Here is a 16,106-nt window from a genome sequence, read left to right as displayed (position 1 = left end):
TAGTGTCAGTGCTGCTGCCGGCGGGTCAGACTTGGAGAACGTTGGATTTCGGTCCCGTCCCCTCCGCCACTTGCCCTTGCGAAATCATTCTCCCGATCCGGCCGCGGCCGGATTTTATCGTGTTTTCAAAGGGGTTTGCAGAACAGGCTGAACACTGCCGTGGCAGCTATCGGCCCAAAATTCGTTCTCTCGGCGGGCTTTTCTCTGGACCTCATGACTTCCCCCATTTGGTGAATTTCTTTCAGTGCCTTGAAAATAAACCACTTTCCAGAGTCAGGACCTGAACACTCCTACGTCGGTGGCGTTCGGCAAGAAGGAACAGAAATCGAACGTTCGCTCCTTGCTGACCAGGCGGCGTCGATCAAGTTGCGGAGTTTTTCATACTCCACCGCATCAGAAGGAAGGGCGGTCTTTCGGTTTATCTGAGCAAGCTTGGTCTGGCGCATTTAAGGGGTTCCATAGGGCGTCGGCTTCAGGCCAATGGATGTGACGCAATCCCGGACCAGCCGGGCAAACTGATGCGTCGAGATGTGCAAACGCTGGATGCAGTGGGGCACAGCAGCTCGCATGCCTGTTGGGTCTCAGCGCAGGATCGAGCGGCCGGCATACTGGGCGATCTCGCCCAGCATTTCCTCGATGCGAATCAGCTGGTTGTATTTCGCCAGCCGGTCCGAGCGGGCCAGCGACCCGGTCTTGATCTGGCCGCAATTGGTGGCCACGGCCAGGTCGGCGATGGTCGCATCCTCAGTCTCGCCCGAGCGGTGGCTCATCACCGACGTATAGCCCGCGCGGTCGGCCATGCGCACCGCGTCCAGCGTTTCCGACAGGGTGCCGATCTGGTTCACCTTCACCAGCAGCGAATTGCCGCAGCCGCGACGGATGCCCTCTTCCAGACGGTCGGGGTTGGTCACGAACAGGTCGTCGCCGACCAGTTGCACCGTGCCGCCCAGGCGCTCGGTCAGCAGTTTCCAGCCGTCCCAGTCATCCTCGGCGCAGCCATCCTCGATCGACAGGATCGGGTAATCTGCGCAGAGCGCGGCCAGATAGTTGACATTCTCGCCCGGCGTCAGCGATTTGCCTTCGCCCGCCATCTCGTATTTTCCGCCCTTGAAATACTCGGTCGAGGCGCAATCCAGCGCCAGCATGATGTCATCGCCGGGCGTGTAGCCGGCCTTTTCGACCGCGCGCAGGACGAAATCCAGCGCATCGCGGGTGCTGGAAAGGTTCGGGGCAAAACCGCCCTCGTCGCCGATCCCGGTCGAGAGACCCGCCGCCGACAGTTCCTTCTTCAGCGTGTGGAACACCTCGGACCCCATGCGCACGGCGTCGCGGATGTTCTCCGCGCTGACCGGCATGATCATGAATTCCTGGATGTCGATCGGGTTGTCGGCATGCTCGCCGCCATTGATGATGTTCATCATCGGCACCGGCAGCACATGCGCGCCCGTGCCGCCCACATAGCGGTAGAGCGGCTGGCCGGTCGCCTCGGCGGCGGCCTTGGCCACGGCCAGCGACACGCCGAGGATGGCATTGGCGCCAAGCCGGCCCTTGTTCGGGGTGCCGTCGAGTTCGCACATCATCCGGTCGATCGCCAGCTGCTCGGTCGCGTCCTCGCCGATCAGGTTCTCGGCGATCTCGCCATTCACCGAGGCCACGGCCTCGAGCACGCCCTTGCCCATGTAGCGCGCCTTGTCGCCATCGCGCTTCTCCACCGCCTCATGCGCGCCGGTCGAGGCACCCGAGGGCACGGCGGCGCGGCCGGTGGTGCCGTCCTCCAGCGTCACATCGACCTCGACGGTCGGGTTGCCACGGCTGTCGAGGATTTCGCGGGCGTAGATATTGATGATTGCGGACATGGCGGTTCCTTTCGTCAGCGCTCAGCCGAAGCTGGCGACGCGGATGTTGTTGGTCGTGCCGGACTGGCCGAAGGGAACGCCGGACAGGATGACGATGTGGTCCTGAGCGGCCGGTTTCAGCAGGCTGCGACAGGTCTCAACGGCGGTACAAACCATGCTGTCATAATCCTGCACCGACTCCTCGGTCAGAGAGCGGGCATCCCACAGAAGCGCCATCCGCCGCGAAATCCGGATGTCGCGGGTCAGGACGATCAGAGGAAGGAAGGGGCGACGCGCGGCGATCCGGGCCGCCGTGCTGCCGCTGCGGGAATAGGCGACGATCGCGCGGGCACCAAGGGCTGAGGCCAGAACAGCACCGCTTTCCGCAATCGCATCCGCCGGGGTCGCGGCCGGCTCGCGCGAGGCCGATATTGCCCTGGCATAGAAATCATGGGCTTCGGTGCTGCGGATGATGCGGTCCATGACCGCGACGGTTTCGACCGGATAGGCGCCGGTCGCGCTTTCGGCGGACAGCATCACCGCATCCGCACCGTCATAGATCGCGGTGGCAACATCCGAAGCCTCGGCACGGGTCGGCGCAGGTGCCGAGGTCATCGATTCCAGCATCTGCGTGGCGACGATCACCGGGCGGCTTTCGCGGCGGCACAGCGCGATGATCTCTTTCTGACGGGCGGGAACCTCCTCGGGCGGAATCTCGACGCCCAGATCACCTCGCGCGACCATGATCGCATCGGCCTTGCGGACGATGGCCTCGATATCGGACAGGGCCGAGGGCTTCTCGATCTTGGCGACCAGACCGGCGCGGCCATCGATGATCCGGGTGATCTCATCCAGATCGCTGGCCTTCTGGACGAAGGACAGCGCCACCCAATCGACGCCCTGCGCGAGGCCGAACTCCAGATCGCGGCGGTCCTTTTCGGTCAGGACAGGCAGGTCCAGCACCGTATCGGGCAGGTTGACGCCCTTGCGATCGCTGAGCTTGCCGCCTTCCAGCACCTCGGCCTCGATCCGGTCGGCGCTGTGCGAGACGACCCGCAGCCGCACCCGGCCATCGTCGATGAACAGCCGCCCGCCCGGCCTGATCGCGGCGAAGATTTCGGGATGCGGCAGAGGCAGGTCGTCAGTCCCGGTGCTGTCGGCAGACCGGAAGAACAGCCGCTCGCCGCGGTCCACCATCCGCGCGCCACCCTGAAGCTTGCCAAGGCGGATCTTCGGGCCTTGCAGATCTTGCAGGATGCCGATGGGGGTGCCGGTCTCGGCCTCCAACGCGCGGATGGCGGCGATCACCTCGGCATGGGTGGCGTGTTCGCCATGGCTGAAATTCAGCCGGAAGGTATCGACGCCATTCTCGAACAGCCTGCGCAGCATGTCGGGTGCGGCACTGGCGGGGCCGACGGTGGCCACGATCTTGGCTCGTCTGTCACGGATCATCTTGCTGTCCTTTCGGGGGGGTCAGAGCACCAGAACGGCCCTGAAATCATTCACGTTCGTCAGGGTCGGGCCGGTGCGGATCAAGGCACCGACACCGTCGAACAGGCTGTAGCTGTCATGGTCGTCCAGATAGTCGCGCGGGTTCAGCCCGGCGTTGTGGGCCTTTGCCAGGGTGTCAGGGCCGATCAACGCACCGGCGGCGTCTTCGGTGCCGTCGATGCCATCCGTGTCTGCGGCCAGCGCATGGATGCCGGGATGGCCGTTCAGCGCCATGGCCAGGGCCAACAGGAACTCGGTATTGCGCCCTCCCCTGCCGGGCTTCGTCTCGCCGATGGTCACGGTCGTCTCGCCGCCCGAGAGCAGCACCGCAGGGGCACGGACCGGCGTACCATGGGCCGCGACCGAGCGCGCGATGCCCGCCATGGCGATGCCAAGCTGGGCGGCCTCGCCTTCCAGCGCGTCGCCCAGAAGCAGGGGCGTGACACCCGCCGCGCGGGCGACCCCGGCTGCGGCCTCCAGTGACATCTGCGGCGTGGCGATCATCCGGTAATCGGGGATGAAGTCGGGCTGCGGCGTGGCGGGACGCAGCAGGATGTCGCGGGCCGTCTCGGGCAGGTTCGGACCCAGCCTGGCGACCAGATGCGCGAGATTCTCGCCTGCCGTCGGATCGGGCACGGTCGGTCCCGAGGCGATGGCGGCCGGATCGTCGCCCGGCACGTCCGAGATGGCCAGCGTCACCAATCGCGCCGGTGCCGCCGCCCGTGCCAGCCCGCCGCCCTTGACCAGCGACAGGCGGCGGCGGACGCGGTTCATGTCCTCGATGGTCAGGCCCGATGCCAGCAGCAGCCGATTGACCTGCATCTTCTCCGTCAGCGTCAGCGGCGGCACCGGCAAGGTCATCAGCGCCGAGCCGCCGCCCGAGATCAGCGCCAGCACCAGATCATCGGGGCCGGCCTTCTGAACCGTCTGCAGGATTTCGGCCGCCGCCCTTTGCCCTGCCTCGTCCGGCACCGGATGCGGAAACCTTCCCTCAGCTATGTATGCCTCCTCCGCAGCGGTTGATTGCCGGCCGAGTGCCTTATTGCGGTGCGGGTGGCGCCCGAAGGCCGCGATCACCTTCCGCACCTCATGAGCCTGCGTCACGAGCGACAGGTATATCGGCTGCAGTTCTGCCGGAGCTTGCGTGGCGATGTCCTCGCGGAGCCCGATGAGCAAATCCAGACGCTCCAGATGATCCGGACCTTCGCAGTGACCCAGCGGCAGGCCGAAGACGATCCTGAGCCACGGGCTGGCGAGAGCCGCGTAATGGCCGTTCTCCATGCCATCCATCACCAGCGTCAGCGCTGCACGATCCTGCGCGAAGGCGCGGGGCTCGCCGCGCCAGAGCGAACGGGAAAACTGGTCGAGCACGATGATGAGCGCGAGCCTGCCTTCGGCATTGCTCGCCCAGTGATCGAGATTGCCCTTGGCCCCCTCGGCTGTGAGATCGGAAAATCGGGCGATGATCTCGCTGTCGGCCCCGCCGCGCATTCGCCAGAACCACTGTTCTCGATGAGTGCCGGCGTCAAGGTTGGAGGTGCTCTGCTCTGGAAACCAGAATTCGAGAACTTCCTTCCATGCACGCGCGTCAGATTTCTCGTTCATGTTGGCACCTCGTGGAAAACCTGCTTCGTCCAGATCGAAAAAGGAGTCCGGTAGTCTCGCAGAGACGTGAATCAGCCCCCGCGCGTCAGCGCGGGGACTCGTAGCTTGAACTGTCGCTCAGCTTCGCGCCGCGACGGTCGCTGACCCGGCAGCCGCTCGTCCCGTGCGGCTGGTGCCCGGCCGGTATCTTGCCGGCACCCGCAGCAGCCGCATGCCGTTGGCGATCACGATCAGCACCGAGAGCTGGTGGACGAGCATCCCGCCGGCCATATGGACATGCCCGCTGAAGACTCCGGCGAGCAGCCCGGCCACCGTCAGAAGCGCGATCACCAGGTTCTGGCGCATGTTGCCGAGCGTCGCGCGCGAGATCGCCATCGCCTCGGGGATCTTGCCCAGATCGTCCTGCAGCAGCGCAATGTCGGCGGTCTCGATCGCCACATCGCTGCCGGCGGCGCCCATGGCGATGCTGGTGTCGGCCGCGGCGAGCGCCGGGGCGTCGTTGATGCCGTCGCCGACCATCGCAACATGGGCGCCCCCTGCCTTCATCTCGCGGATCAGCGCCAGCTTGTCCTCCGGCATCAACCCCGCATGGACCTCGTCGATGCCGACCTCGCGGGCTATGGCCTCGGCCGCGCCGTGCTGGTCGCCGGTCAGCATGACCACGCGGCGGATGCCGATCTCGCGCAGGCGGGCGATAGCCTCCGCCGCGCCCTCGCGGGCCATGTCGGACATGCCCAGCAGCCCGATCAGCCGCCCGTCCACCGCCACCAGGATCGGCGTCTGCCCGGCCGAGAGCAGGCGCTTCAGCCCGGCCTCCCCATCGGCGCCCAAGGGGATGCCGAGCTTCTCCATCAGGCGGCGGTTGCCGGCGGCGACCTCGCGCCCGTCGATGCGCGCGCTGATGCCCATGCCGGCGTGCTCGTCCAGCGTCTCGGGCGTGGGCAGCGGCCCCTGCTTGCGACCGGCCTCGACGATGGGGCGGCCGAGCGGGTGGTCCGAGCCGGCCTCGGCGGTCGCGGCAAGCCGCAGCAACTTGTCTTCCGTGCCGTCCAGCGCGATCACGCTTGCCAGACGCGGCTTGCCTTCGGTCAGCGTCCCGGTCTTGTCGAGGGCGATCGTGTCGATCCGGCCCGCGCTTTCCAGGTGCTGGCCGCCCTTGATCAGGATGCCGCTGCGCGCGGCCCGGCCGATCCCGGCGACGATCGACACCGGCGTCGAGATCACCAGCGCGCCAGGGCAGCCGACCACCAGCAGCGTCAGCGCCAGCCGGATGTCCTGCGTGAAGGCGAACGCCACGACTGCGAGCCCGATGATCGCAGGCGTATACCATTGCGCGAAACGCTCGATCATCCGCTGGCTGGGGGCTTTCTCCTCCTGCGCCTCCTCGACGCGCTGGATGATGCGGGCGAGCGTGGTGTCGGCGCCGACATTGGTGGCGCGAATGCGCAGCAACCCGTTCTCGGCGATGGTCCCGGCATGGACGCGCGAACCCGGCGCCTTCTCGGCGGGCATCGGCTCGCCGGTGATGGCGGCCTCGCTGACTGCGGCGGTGCCCTCGGTCACTTCGCCGTCCACCGGGATGCGCTGGCCGGCCTTGACCAGCACGGTTTCACCCAACTGAACCGTGTGGGCCGGGATCTCGATGGGTTCGCCCTCGCGCAGCACCGTCGCGGTGACGGGTGCGGCGTCGAGCAGTTCCTTCAGCGCGCCGCGGGTCTGGCCCATGGTCCGCATCTCCAGCCAGGCACCGAGCATGAAGAGGAAGGTGACGGCGGCCGCCTCCCAGTATTCGCCGATCACCAGCGCACCCGCGGCGGCGATCGTCACCAGCAGCTCGATGCTCAGATGCCTGACCTTCAGCGCGCGCCAGGCCCGAACAGCGATGTCCGAGCCGGCCAGAAGTGCCGCGGCCACCATCAGCCCGGACCACAGGCCGATCATGCCGAAGCCGTAACGCGCGATCAGCCCGGCCGCGATCAGCATGCCGCTGCCGGCGGTCAGCCACAGGCGCCGCCGCGCCGGGTGCGCAAAGGCGGCCTTCATGTTTGCAGATAGTCGTTCCATCTCATTCATCCTTCTCATCCAGACAGCAGACCGCCGCGCCAAGCTATGGTGCGGCGGGGGTCGGGATGCGGTCAGAAGGCCGAGGGGCGCGCCTCGTAGCCGGTGCCGCGGATCGCCTGCACCAGCGCCTCCACGTCCGACTGCGCCGGGTCGTGTTCGACCTCAATCCTGCCGGTGTTGAAGCGCACTTCGGCCTTCTCGACGCCGGGCAGACCACGCAGGGCCTTCTCGATCTTCGGCACGCAGGACGGGCAGGAAAGTTCGTCGCTGCGGAGGATGGTTTTCTGGGTCATGATCGTTTCCTTTCGTCGTCTGGCGGGGATGGTTCCCGCCGTCTGCCAATGACCTATGACTTCCGTCCGAGGTTGCGATTGGGGAAACCCGAAAGCTGCGCTTGCACCAACGCACAGCCGTCGCCTTGGCCATTGCTTCCACCGCCAGCTATGTTGCACGCCACGGCGGAGCGATCCGCCAAATCCGAAAGGCGGCATTGCATGGATGCACGGATCGACAACTGGGACGACCTGCGGCTGTTTCTCGCGGTGGCGCGCGCAGGCACGCTGTCGGGGGCCGCGCGGGAGATCGGCGTGAACCATTCGACCGTCTTCCGCCGCATCGGCGCCTTCGAGGAGACCCTTGGCGTGCGCCTCTTCGACCGGCTGCCGAACGGCTACGCCCTGACTGCCGCGGGCGAGGCGATGCAGGAGAGCGCGTTCCGCGTGGAGGCGGAGATCGCCGCCCTCGACCGCCGGGTTACCGGGCAGGACCTGCGCCTGAGCGGGGTGGTGCGGATCACCACCGTGGACATGCTGGCACAGGGCCTGCTGCCGCGGCACCTGCTGGCCTTTCTCCGCGCCTATCCGGGCATCGAGGTCGAGTTGACCGTCGGCAACGCCACGCTGAACCTGACGCGGCGCGAGGCCGACGTGGCGCTGCGGGTCGGCAATCAGCCGCCCGAGACGCTCGTCGGCCGCCGGGTGGGGCGGCTTGCCTTCGCGGTCTATGGAGCGGCCGCGACCGAGGCGACGGCGCCGCTGGCCGAGCAGCCGTGGATCGGCTTCGACGCCGAGCACGCGCCGCTCGTGCGCGCATTCTCCGAGTTCCTGCCCGGCGTCCGTCCCGCGTTCCGCGTCAACTCGGTGGCCGCCGCCATCGCCGCCGCAAGGGCGGGCCTCGGCCTCGCCACCCTGCCGTGCGGCATCGCGGACCTCGAGCCCGACCTCACGCGGGTCGCGCCGCTGCCCGAGAGCTTCACGCTCGACCTGTGGCTGCTGACCCACGAGGACCTGCGCCGGACCGCGCGCATCCGCGCCTTCCTCGACTTCATGGCCGAGGCGCTGGCGCAGGAGGCGCCGCTGCTCGCAGGCGCCATCTGAAGCGGGGCGTGAGCGACTGCGATGTGCCTGAGCGTTCCGACCTGAGCGGGGTTCCCGTGGTTATCCCGAGCGGACAGAAGTCGCAGCGGCATGCCCGCCGCGCGAAGGAAGCTCTTGAAGCGGAGCACGGCCCGGGACCCTTGGCGCAGGCGCAGTCCGCCGGATCGGGTCCGACAGCAGCCGCAGCCCGTTGAGCACGACCAGCACGGTGCCGCCCTCGTGGCCGATGACGGCGAGGGGCAGCGGCAGGTCGAAGAACAGCCCTCCCGTCACCAGCACGGCCATGGCGCCGATGGCGAAGGTCGGGTTCTGGCGGATGATCCTGGCTGTGCGCCGCGACAGCCGGCGGGCCGCGGCAAGCCGCTCCAGATCCTCGGACAGAAGCGCGACATCTGCGGCCTGCAGTGCCACGTCCGACCCGGCGGCGCCCATGGCGATGCCGACATCGGCGCGGGCCAGCGCCGCGGCATCGTTCACCCCGTCCCCGACGAAGGCCACCCGCCCTTGACCGGCGAGCGCCGCCACGGCCCGCACCTTGCCCTCGGGCAGCATGTCAGCATCGATCTCGTCGGGCGCGAGGCCCAGCTCCGACCCGATCCGCAGCGCGACCGGTCGGCGATCACCGGTCATCATGACGATCCGCTTCACACCGCCGTCGCGCAACGCCGCGAGGGCGGGCGCGGCGCTGGCGCGCGCCTCGTCGGCAACGGCGGCCGCGCCCAGCACCTGCGGCCCGCGGCCCAGATAGATGACGGTTTCGGCGCTCGTATCGAGCGCCGCCAAAGCCGGGTGGCGGAGGTCCGCGCCCATCTCGTCGGCGAGATAGGGGTTGCCGGCCCAGAGCGTGCCCTCGTCGGACCGGCCGATGATCCCCTTGCCCGCACGGCTGGTCACATCCGTGATTGCGGCGCCCTTGATGCCGCGGGCCGCCGCCGAGCGCCGGATGGCGGCGGCGATGTGGTGCTCGGACTGTGCCTCGAGACCCGCAAGAAGCGCGAGGAACCTGTCCGCGTCACCGTCCAGCGCCACGACCTGCGTGACCGTGGCATCGCCCGTGGTGAGGGTGCCGGTCTTGTCGAAGGCGAAGGTCTCGACGGCGGCCAGCGTCTCGAGCGCGGCGCCGCCCTTGAACAGCACGCCCCCGCGTGCCGCCGCCGACAGCGCCGAAAGGATCGCCGCCGGGACCGAGATCACGATGGCGCAGGGGCTCGCCGCGACCAGCAGCGTCGCCGCCTTGTAGAGGGCGCCGTCCCATCCATGCCCCAGCCACCAGAAGGCGGCAAAGGCCAGCACTGCGCCGACCAGCACCGCGATCGTGTAGCGCTGGCCGAACCAGGCGCTGAAACGCTCGGACGGCGCCTTGGCCGCCTGCGCCTCGGTCACCAGCTGGATCATGCGGGCAATGGTGCTGTCGGCGACCCCGCGGATGACGACGACTTCGAGGATGCCTTCTAGGTTGACAGTGCCCTCGAACACCGGATCGCCCGGCGACTTGGAGACCGGCATGGATTCGCCGGTGATATGGGCCTCGTCGATGCCGCCGCGGCCATCGGCGATCTCGCCATCGGACGGCACGCGGGCGCCCGGTCGCAGGATCACCGTGTCGCCCACGGCCAGATCGCATGCCGCGATCTCGGCCACGCTGCCATCGGGTCCCTTGCGCAGAGCGGTTTCCGGGCGCAGCGCCATCAGCGCCTCGATGGCGCGGCGGGCACGGCCGAGCGCGCGGGATTCGAGCGTGCCTGCGACGCTGAACAGCGTCAGCAGCACCGCCCCCTCATAGGGCGCGCCGACCGCCGCCGCGGCAACGGCGGCGACGACCATCAGCAGGTCGATGTCCAGCACCCGCTCGTTCCACAGCGCCCCGAGGGCCCGCCACGCCGCCGGCAGCCCGCCGGTCAGATAGACGAGGACCAGCCCCGGCGTCACCAGAGAGCCCAGCCGCCCGCCGCCCAGCCAGAGCCCCGCCGATGCCAGCGCCAGCCCCAGCACCGCCGCGAGCGACAGAGCCAACGAGAGATCGAACGACGAGAGACGTTTCACACCGGGATCCTTTCAGAGTGCATCTTACTTAGTCTCGATGCGGTTTGTCGCAAACTCGGCTTCGAACCCGTCCGCCCGTCCGGTCGCCGGCGAGATAAGGTCGAGGCGCCCACCCGTGCCCTTGGCGATCGCAGCGACAATGGCAAGCCCCAGCCCGCTGCCCTGCGCATCCGTCGCGCCGCGCTCGAAGGGTCCCGACAGTCGCTCCAGCAGTTCGGGTGCTACCACCGGCCCCGCATTGACCACGCACAGCACGCCGTCTGGCGAAAGCGAAACCCGCACGGTGGCGTCCTGTGCGCCATGCCGCATGGCGTTCTCGATCAGGTTGCGGGCGAGGATCGCGAAGGCGTCCGGGTCGATGGGCGCCATCACCCCTGCGTCCGGCAGCGTCAGTTCGATCCGGTGTCCATCCCCGCGCGCCATGTCGGCCACGAGCATCCGCAGGATCGGAGCGAGATCGACCGGAGCCTCCGCCTGCAGCCTGCTACCCTCGGCACGGGCAAGCTGCATCAGCTTTTCCGACAGCCGCGCCAGCCGCTGCAGGGCGGCCTCGACCTGGCGGGCGCGGCTGCGGGTGTCCTCGTCGGGCGCCTCGACGACCAGCCGCTGCACCTGCGCCAGCGCACCGGCGACGGGGGTTCGCAACTCGTGCGCCGAGTTGGCGGTAAAGCTGCGCTCGGCCTCCAGTGCGCGGCGCAGGCGGTCCAGTAGAAGGTTCACCGCGCGCGCGTTGGGCTGGAACTCCGAGGGGAGGCCCTCGGCCGGAATCGGCGACAGATCGCCCCCGCCGCGGGCTTCGATCCCCGCCCGAAAGCGCCGGATGGGCGCCATGGCGGCGCGGACGGCGGCCCAGACGCCGAACAGGCTGGCCGGGACGATCAATGTCAACGGCAGCGCCAGCCCGATCAGCGCCTCCCGCGCGACGTCCCAGCGATGGGCAAGCGGCTCAGCGACGGAGATGGTGATCGTGCCCCGAAGGGCGGCGTCGGAATAGACGCGATGCGTGGCGGTGTCGGCAAAGCCCATCCCCGAGAAGGGAGGGAAAACCCCCAGATCGGCCCGGTGCGAACGCAGAAGCACCTTGCCCTCCGCGTCTCTCACCACGTAGGTGAAATACTCGTCATGCTCGCGCAGGGTGGCCACGCCCTGGTCGGGGCTGTCATCCTCCTCGCGCCCGATGATGTCGCGCACCGCCAACGGCAGCAGGCGCTGGCCCGCTTCCTCGAGGGCGCTGTCGAAGACCTCGTCCATCTCGTGGCGCAGATGCACCGCGGTCCATGCCGCCGCGACGGCCCAGAGCAGAACCGCTCCAAGGGTGAGCCACAGCGACAGCCGCCCCTGAAGACTGGTCGGTCCTCTCACCGTCCGTCCCCGAGCCGGTAGCCGACCCCGCGCACGGTCTCGACCACGCCTGCGCCCAGCTTCTTGCGCAGGCGGCTGACATGGACCTCGATGGTGTTGCTCTCGACCTCCGAGCCGAAGGCATAGAGGCGATCCTCAAGCTGGGCTTTCGAGATCACCTGTCCGGGCCGCTGCACGAAGGCCTCGAACAGCGCCCATTCACGCGCCGTCAGATCGACGCGGCGGCCGGCGCGCAGCACCGTCCGGGCGGCCAGATCGAACTGCAACTCACCGAGATCGACCAGCGGATTGGGATTGCCGCTGTAGCGCCGCGCCACTGCGGCCAGCCGAGCGGAAAGCTCGGCCAGGTCGAAGGGCTTGGTCAGGTAATCGTCGGCGCCCGCGTTCAGCCCCTCGATCCGGTCCGAGATCTGGTCGAGCGCGGTCAGGATGATCACCGGCGTCACATCCCCCCGCCGGCGCAGGGCGCGCAGGAAGGGGATGCCGCGCCCATCCGGCAGCATCAGGTCGAGCAGGATCAGGTCATACGGGGCGGCATCCAGATGCTCAGCCGCAAGGTCGAGCCGCCCGACCCAGTCGGCCGAATGGCCGTCCCCCGCGATGTGGTCCCTCACCGCCGCGCCCAGGATGGTGTCATCCTCGACCAGAAGGATCCGCATGAAGCCGCTCCTGAAGCCTGCGCCACGGCCAGACCTACCCGCCGAACCTGTCGGCAGTCTGACGGCCGGGCGCCGCCTGCTTAAGCTGACCGTCAGGAACAGATGCCATGAATCAGGGTCAGATAATGCCTGAACAAGGACAAAGGGCAAATGCGATGAAAAAGCACATGCTGCTGGGTGCCCTGCTTGCTGCTTTCGGCATGGCAGGCGCGGCCCATGCCGATGATGATGACTGCCAGGTGCCGATGGAGCGGTGGCAGCCGCGGGAGGCGGTGCAGGACGCAGTCAAGGCGCGCGGCTGGCAGGTCGGTCGGATCAAGATCGACGATGGCTGCTATGAGGTCAGGGGTAACGATGCGCAGGGCGCGGCGTTCAAGGCCAAGCTCGACCCCGCGACCCTCGAGGTCGTCGAGATGAAGCGCAAGGACCGGCGCGGCGAGGGCCGGGATGACGACGATGACGATGACCACGGGCCGCGTCAGGCGCGCGAGCGTAGTCAGGGCGCCCCGCTGACGGCACCACCCGCCAACCTGCCCCCGCCCGGCGGGCTCCTCGGCAACGGCACGCCGCCGGCGGTCGTCGTGAGATGAGCCCGCAATCGCCGCTATGCCCTGCACCTTCCCCTCATGCCGGAGAACTCCCATGTCCGAAGCCATAGCCCGCTATCCGAAGGCGCTGGTCGCCATCCACTGGGTGACGGCCGCCGCCGTACTGGGCGCCTGGGCCACCGCCGAGGGCGGCCGCGAAGTCGTCCAGAACCCTCCGCTTCTGCATTTCACGCTCGGGTTGGCGGTGCTGGCCCTCGTCCTGCCGCGCCTCGTGCTGCGCCTGATGGGCGGCGGCGGCGCGCAGGCTGACCACCGGTCGCGCACCCTTGCGGTGGTCGCAGCTGGGGCGGGGCACGGGCTGCTCTATGCGCTGCTGATCGCGCTGCCGCTGACCGGCTGGTATGCCGCCTCGCAGATCGGGGTGCCGGTGCAGTTCCTGGGCCTCGACCTTCCGGCCTTGGCTGCGCCGGTGCAGGGGCGGCCCGGCGTGATCGCCGAGTTCCACGAAAGCGCCGGCAGCATCATCCTGCTGCTCGCCGGGCTGCACGCGCTTGCGGCGATCTGGCACCAGTTCGTCCTGCGCGACGGAACCCTGCGGCGGATGAGCCTGCGCTGAGTTCACAAAATCTTGAAAGCGCCGGCCCGGCCCCGAAAAGTGACGCATTCTCCGTTGTAGGACACGGAAGAAAGGGCCTGCCAGCAAACGCGCTGGCAGGCCCTTGCATTGCGGCGTTCTCGCGCTGACGACTCGCGCAAAGAATCGGGTTTGTTCCCGCTCCTCGTCATCGCCGTGCGGGGACGAACATCTTCGTCCCATGCTGTCATTTCGGCGGCAAACACCGCCTACCGAGCCGGCACCGATGTCGTGGCGTCGGCGATCGGGCCACTCGCCCCAGCGGTCCGGCCCATCCCACCGCGAGCGACCGCCACGAGGTCCGCTTGGTCGCCGCAGCTACTGAGGTTGATGTCGCCGATGACCCCGGGATAGACTTCTCGAAGCGAGAGTTACGGGATGCTGCTTGCCACGAGGCGCCCGTTTTGTCCTTCGGTTGAGCCGACCTCTCGAACCTGAAAGCGGCGAAGGGGCTTTCGAAGTCGCATCTGTCCTGGCTCTTGCGGACCCCGAGGTCCGCACGGCCGCAAACACGACGCTGCTCCCCCAAGCCTGATCTTCGTTGAAATACAAGGGACCCGCCGAACTCATATTCGGCAGGTCCAACATTGCGTGTCCTGTGGGGAGAATGGGTGAGGCCTCGGGGCGCCCTTCTCGTTGTCGATAACTCGTGGTCCCCGTCCCGGTGGCGCGGCCTACCCCTGCGGCACCGGCGCCGTGATCCGGTCGGCGATCGGAGCGTCCTCGAACCCTTGGCAGTTAGCGAGCAAGGCCGCGATCTCGGGGTCGGTCGAGAGGGCTTCGCCGGCTTCGGGCGCTGCCGCCGTGTCCGTCGCGGTCGAGGGCGAGTCACCAGTCGCTCCGGTGCCGGCGGCGGCCGTGCTGTCGGTGCCTGCAGCGGCCGTGCTGTCGGCCATCCCGCTGTCCGCGGCCGTCGTATCGGTCGCGGCCGTGGCGTCGGTCGTGGCCGTCGTGTTGGCCGCGGATGCGCCCGTAGCATCGCCGTCCGTCGCCGTGGTGGAGGCAGCGTCGGAGGCCATGCCGGCGCTCCGAAGCGCCTCCATCGTCGCCATCTGCTCGTCCGCTGTCAGCGCCATGAACTCGGTGCAGGTCATCGTGGCCGGATCGGCGGCCTGCGCGAGAGCCCCGGTTCCCAAGGCCGCGATGACGCCCGAAAGCGCCAGTGTGCGTGTGAGTTGTCTCATGATCCTCCCCCCTGCGGGCAAACCGGCGGCAAGGCCGACCGCGGACAACGTCAGAACGGGCGGGATGTTCCGGGCAAGACGGCTCGCGCGCGTTTCCGCCGCTCCCACGAACCCCGCCGGGATCGTCCATTATTTTTGAAGCGGAACACTGGCGAAACCGGCGCGTTGCCTCGCCGTGGAGGGAATGCGTCCTGCGCTGCCGGGGAGCCGATGAGCGATCTTCCGCCGCAGCTTGGCGCTGCGCCGCAGCGTCATGCGGAACCTCTTGCAGAGATGCCAAGAGCGCTCCGCGTCTTCAAGGAACCGCCTTAGGCCGTTCTAATGGCGTGCATTCGTGAATTGTTCAGCCGCAAAAGACTTGCGCACGGCGCATCGCGGTCATGCCATGGGGGCAGCCGGCGACCAGCGGCTTGCCGGCCGTCGAAGATATTTCGAGACTTGATTCACCTGACCCTGCGCAGCGACATCGGTCAAGAACGGTCTCGTAAAGGAAAGGTTGGCCGCTTTGCGGCCAACCGACGCACTTTATCAACATCAATCATAGGGAGCTGGCCCGAGGGTCCAGCCCTTCTCACTCTTCAGTGGCGGTGATCTTCTCGAGTGCGGCGGGGTCGGCGATGATGACCTTGCGCCGGCCCCGGCCGAGCACGCCCTGCGCCTCCCAGGACGCCATGATGCGCGAGACGGTGTGCAGCGTGCTGCCACTCATGTCGGCGATGTCTTGGCGGGTCAGGGGATATGGCAGTTCCACCCCGCCATCGGGCGCCGCGGTCGCGTGGTCGCCGGCCTCCACCTGCAGCCGCAGCAGCAGGTGGGCGACGCGGGGGGCGGCTTCCTCGGTCGTCATCTCGCGCAGACGGGTATGCGCCTCGTCGAGCTTGCGGCCGATCGCCTGGACCACAGACTGTGTGACCGAGGGCGCGGCGCTCAGCACCGCCTCCCAGCGGTGGCGCGGCCAGACTAGCGCGGCGCTGTCCACGATCGCCTCGCAGGTGGCGGGGTAGCTTTCGCGCTGAAGCGCCGGGGCGAAGCCGAAGAACTCGCCGGGATTGACGATGCGGACGATCAGGCTCTGGCCCTCGGCCGTGACCTGCGTGACCTTGAGCCGGCCGTCCTTCAGCAGGAAGAAGCGGTCGGCGGGATCGCCCTGCACGAAGAGCGCCTCGCCCGGCGCGAGCGACCCGAGCCGCGTCTCGGCCGCCACGACGCGCCGCTCGGGCCCGGCGAGTCCCGCGAACTGCGGGATATCCGAGAGGATGTCGTCGGGCATGGGCAGGTCCGCGGCCGGGGAGCGGCACACAGGTA

At 68.3% G+C, this 16,106-nt stretch carries 14 protein-coding genes and 1 pseudogene; 4 read left to right on the top strand and 11 right to left on the bottom strand.

Annotated elements, in window-relative coordinates:
• Positions 1-284: hypothetical protein (locus tag Q0938_RS16645; protein ID WP_299364759.1), on the top strand; the 284-nt coding region annotated here is incomplete at its 5' end.
• Positions 285-449: 165 nt separating this feature from the next.
• Here the strand turns inward: Q0938_RS16645 and Q0938_RS16640 are convergent.
• The 6 genes and pseudogenes from Q0938_RS16640 to Q0938_RS16615 form a co-directional block, all read right to left on the bottom strand.
• Positions 450-542: pseudogene (locus tag Q0938_RS16640) on the bottom strand (integrase); the annotation flags it as partial.
• Between the two features lie 39 nt (positions 543-581).
• The gene (eno, locus tag Q0938_RS16635; protein WP_299364756.1) at positions 582-1,856 is read right to left on the bottom strand and encodes a phosphopyruvate hydratase; all 1,275 of its coding nucleotides are present in this window, start codon (positions 1,854-1,856) and stop codon (positions 582-584) included.
• 21 nt (positions 1,857-1,877) lie between these two features.
• Positions 1,878-3,287: a pyruvate kinase gene (gene pyk / locus Q0938_RS16630; protein ID WP_299364753.1), complete on the bottom strand. Its 1,410-nt coding sequence runs from the start codon at positions 3,285-3,287 to the stop codon at positions 1,878-1,880.
• A gap of 21 nt (positions 3,288-3,308) precedes the next feature.
• Complete coding sequence (locus Q0938_RS16625; RefSeq protein WP_299364749.1) at positions 3,309-4,931, bottom strand: DUF924 family protein; 1,623 nt, start codon at positions 4,929-4,931, stop codon at positions 3,309-3,311.
• Positions 4,932-5,048: 117 nt separating this feature from the next.
• Entirely contained in the window at positions 5,049-6,995 is a 1,947-nt protein-coding gene (locus tag Q0938_RS16620; protein ID WP_299364747.1) for a cation-translocating P-type ATPase, read from the bottom strand.
• 71 nt (positions 6,996-7,066) lie between these two features.
• Complete coding sequence (locus tag Q0938_RS16615) at positions 7,067-7,288, bottom strand: heavy metal-associated domain-containing protein (protein ID WP_299364744.1); 222 nt, start codon at positions 7,286-7,288, stop codon at positions 7,067-7,069.
• Between the two features lie 201 nt (positions 7,289-7,489).
• Between Q0938_RS16615 and Q0938_RS16610 the strand changes: the two genes are divergently transcribed.
• Complete coding sequence (locus Q0938_RS16610; RefSeq protein ID WP_299364742.1) at positions 7,490-8,371, top strand: LysR family transcriptional regulator; 882 nt, start codon at positions 7,490-7,492, stop codon at positions 8,369-8,371.
• A gap of 60 nt (positions 8,372-8,431) precedes the next feature.
• Here the strand turns inward: Q0938_RS16610 and Q0938_RS16605 are convergent, their stop codons facing one another.
• From Q0938_RS16605 to Q0938_RS16595, 3 genes are all read right to left on the bottom strand, one after another.
• Positions 8,432-10,348: a cation-translocating P-type ATPase gene (locus Q0938_RS16605; protein ID WP_299364764.1), complete on the bottom strand. Its 1,917-nt coding sequence runs from the start codon at positions 10,346-10,348 to the stop codon at positions 8,432-8,434.
• A 90-nt stretch (positions 10,349-10,438) separates the two neighbouring features.
• Positions 10,439-11,776: an ATP-binding protein gene (locus Q0938_RS16600; protein WP_299364740.1), complete on the bottom strand. Its 1,338-nt coding sequence runs from the start codon at positions 11,774-11,776 to the stop codon at positions 10,439-10,441.
• Positions 11,773-12,435 carry a response regulator transcription factor gene (locus Q0938_RS16595; protein WP_299364738.1) on the bottom strand — a complete coding sequence of 221 codons (663 nt, stop codon included), beginning with the start codon at positions 12,433-12,435 and terminating at the stop codon, positions 11,773-11,775. The genes Q0938_RS16600 and Q0938_RS16595 overlap by 4 nt, the downstream gene beginning before the upstream one ends.
• A 155-nt stretch (positions 12,436-12,590) precedes the next feature.
• Between Q0938_RS16595 and Q0938_RS16590 the strand changes: the two genes are divergently transcribed.
• Positions 12,591-13,025 carry a PepSY domain-containing protein gene (locus Q0938_RS16590; protein WP_299364735.1) on the top strand — a complete coding sequence of 145 codons (435 nt, stop codon included), beginning with the start codon at positions 12,591-12,593 and terminating at the stop codon, positions 13,023-13,025.
• A 52-nt stretch (positions 13,026-13,077) separates the two neighbouring features.
• Positions 13,078-13,599 (top strand): cytochrome b/b6 domain-containing protein, encoded by a 522-nt coding sequence (locus tag Q0938_RS16585; RefSeq protein ID WP_299364733.1) that lies wholly within the window; start codon positions 13,078-13,080, stop codon positions 13,597-13,599.
• Between the two features lie 692 nt (positions 13,600-14,291).
• Here the strand turns inward: Q0938_RS16585 and Q0938_RS16580 are convergent.
• Together Q0938_RS16580 and Q0938_RS16575 are read right to left on the bottom strand one after the other, a co-directional pair.
• Positions 14,292-14,801: a hypothetical protein gene (locus Q0938_RS16580; RefSeq protein WP_299364731.1), complete on the bottom strand. Its 510-nt coding sequence runs from the start codon at positions 14,799-14,801 to the stop codon at positions 14,292-14,294.
• Between the two features lie 571 nt (positions 14,802-15,372).
• Positions 15,373-16,071: a Crp/Fnr family transcriptional regulator gene (locus Q0938_RS16575; protein ID WP_299364726.1), complete on the bottom strand. Its 699-nt coding sequence runs from the start codon at positions 16,069-16,071 to the stop codon at positions 15,373-15,375.
• Positions 16,072-16,106 lie beyond the last annotated feature (35 nt).

It is taken from the genome of uncultured Paracoccus sp. (genome assembly GCF_947496875.1).
Lineage (GTDB): Bacteria > Pseudomonadota > Alphaproteobacteria > Rhodobacterales > Rhodobacteraceae > Paracoccus.
This window is presented reverse-complemented; position numbering and strand designations above follow the sequence as displayed.

What these genes read in the sequence shown, in the direction of transcription:
- Q0938_RS16575 (WP_299364726.1), bottom strand. Translation starts at nt 16,071, where the DNA reads ATGCCCGACGACATCCTCTCGGATATCCCGCAGTTCGCGGGACTCGCC.
- pyk (WP_299364753.1), bottom strand. Translation starts at nt 3,287, where the DNA reads ATGATCCGTGACAGACGAGCCAAGATCGTGGCCACCGTCGGCCCCGCC.
- Q0938_RS16590 (WP_299364735.1), top strand. Translation starts at nt 12,591, where the DNA reads ATGAAAAAGCACATGCTGCTGGGTGCCCTGCTTGCTGCTTTCGGCATG.
- Q0938_RS16615 (WP_299364744.1), bottom strand. Translation starts at nt 7,288, where the DNA reads ATGACCCAGAAAACCATCCTCCGCAGCGACGAACTTTCCTGCCCGTCC.
- Q0938_RS16625 (WP_299364749.1), bottom strand. Translation starts at nt 4,931, where the DNA reads ATGAACGAGAAATCTGACGCGCGTGCATGGAAGGAAGTTCTCGAATTC.
- Q0938_RS16595 (WP_299364738.1), bottom strand. Translation starts at nt 12,435, where the DNA reads ATGCGGATCCTTCTGGTCGAGGATGACACCATCCTGGGCGCGGCGGTG.
- Q0938_RS16580 (WP_299364731.1), bottom strand. Translation starts at nt 14,801, where the DNA reads ATGAGACAACTCACACGCACACTGGCGCTTTCGGGCGTCATCGCGGCC.
- Q0938_RS16620 (WP_299364747.1), bottom strand. Translation starts at nt 6,995, where the DNA reads ATGGAACGACTATCTGCAAACATGAAGGCCGCCTTTGCGCACCCGGCG.
- eno (WP_299364756.1), bottom strand. Translation starts at nt 1,856, where the DNA reads ATGTCCGCAATCATCAATATCTACGCCCGCGAAATCCTCGACAGCCGT.
- Q0938_RS16610 (WP_299364742.1), top strand. Translation starts at nt 7,490, where the DNA reads ATGGATGCACGGATCGACAACTGGGACGACCTGCGGCTGTTTCTCGCG.
- Q0938_RS16585 (WP_299364733.1), top strand. Translation starts at nt 13,078, where the DNA reads ATGTCCGAAGCCATAGCCCGCTATCCGAAGGCGCTGGTCGCCATCCAC.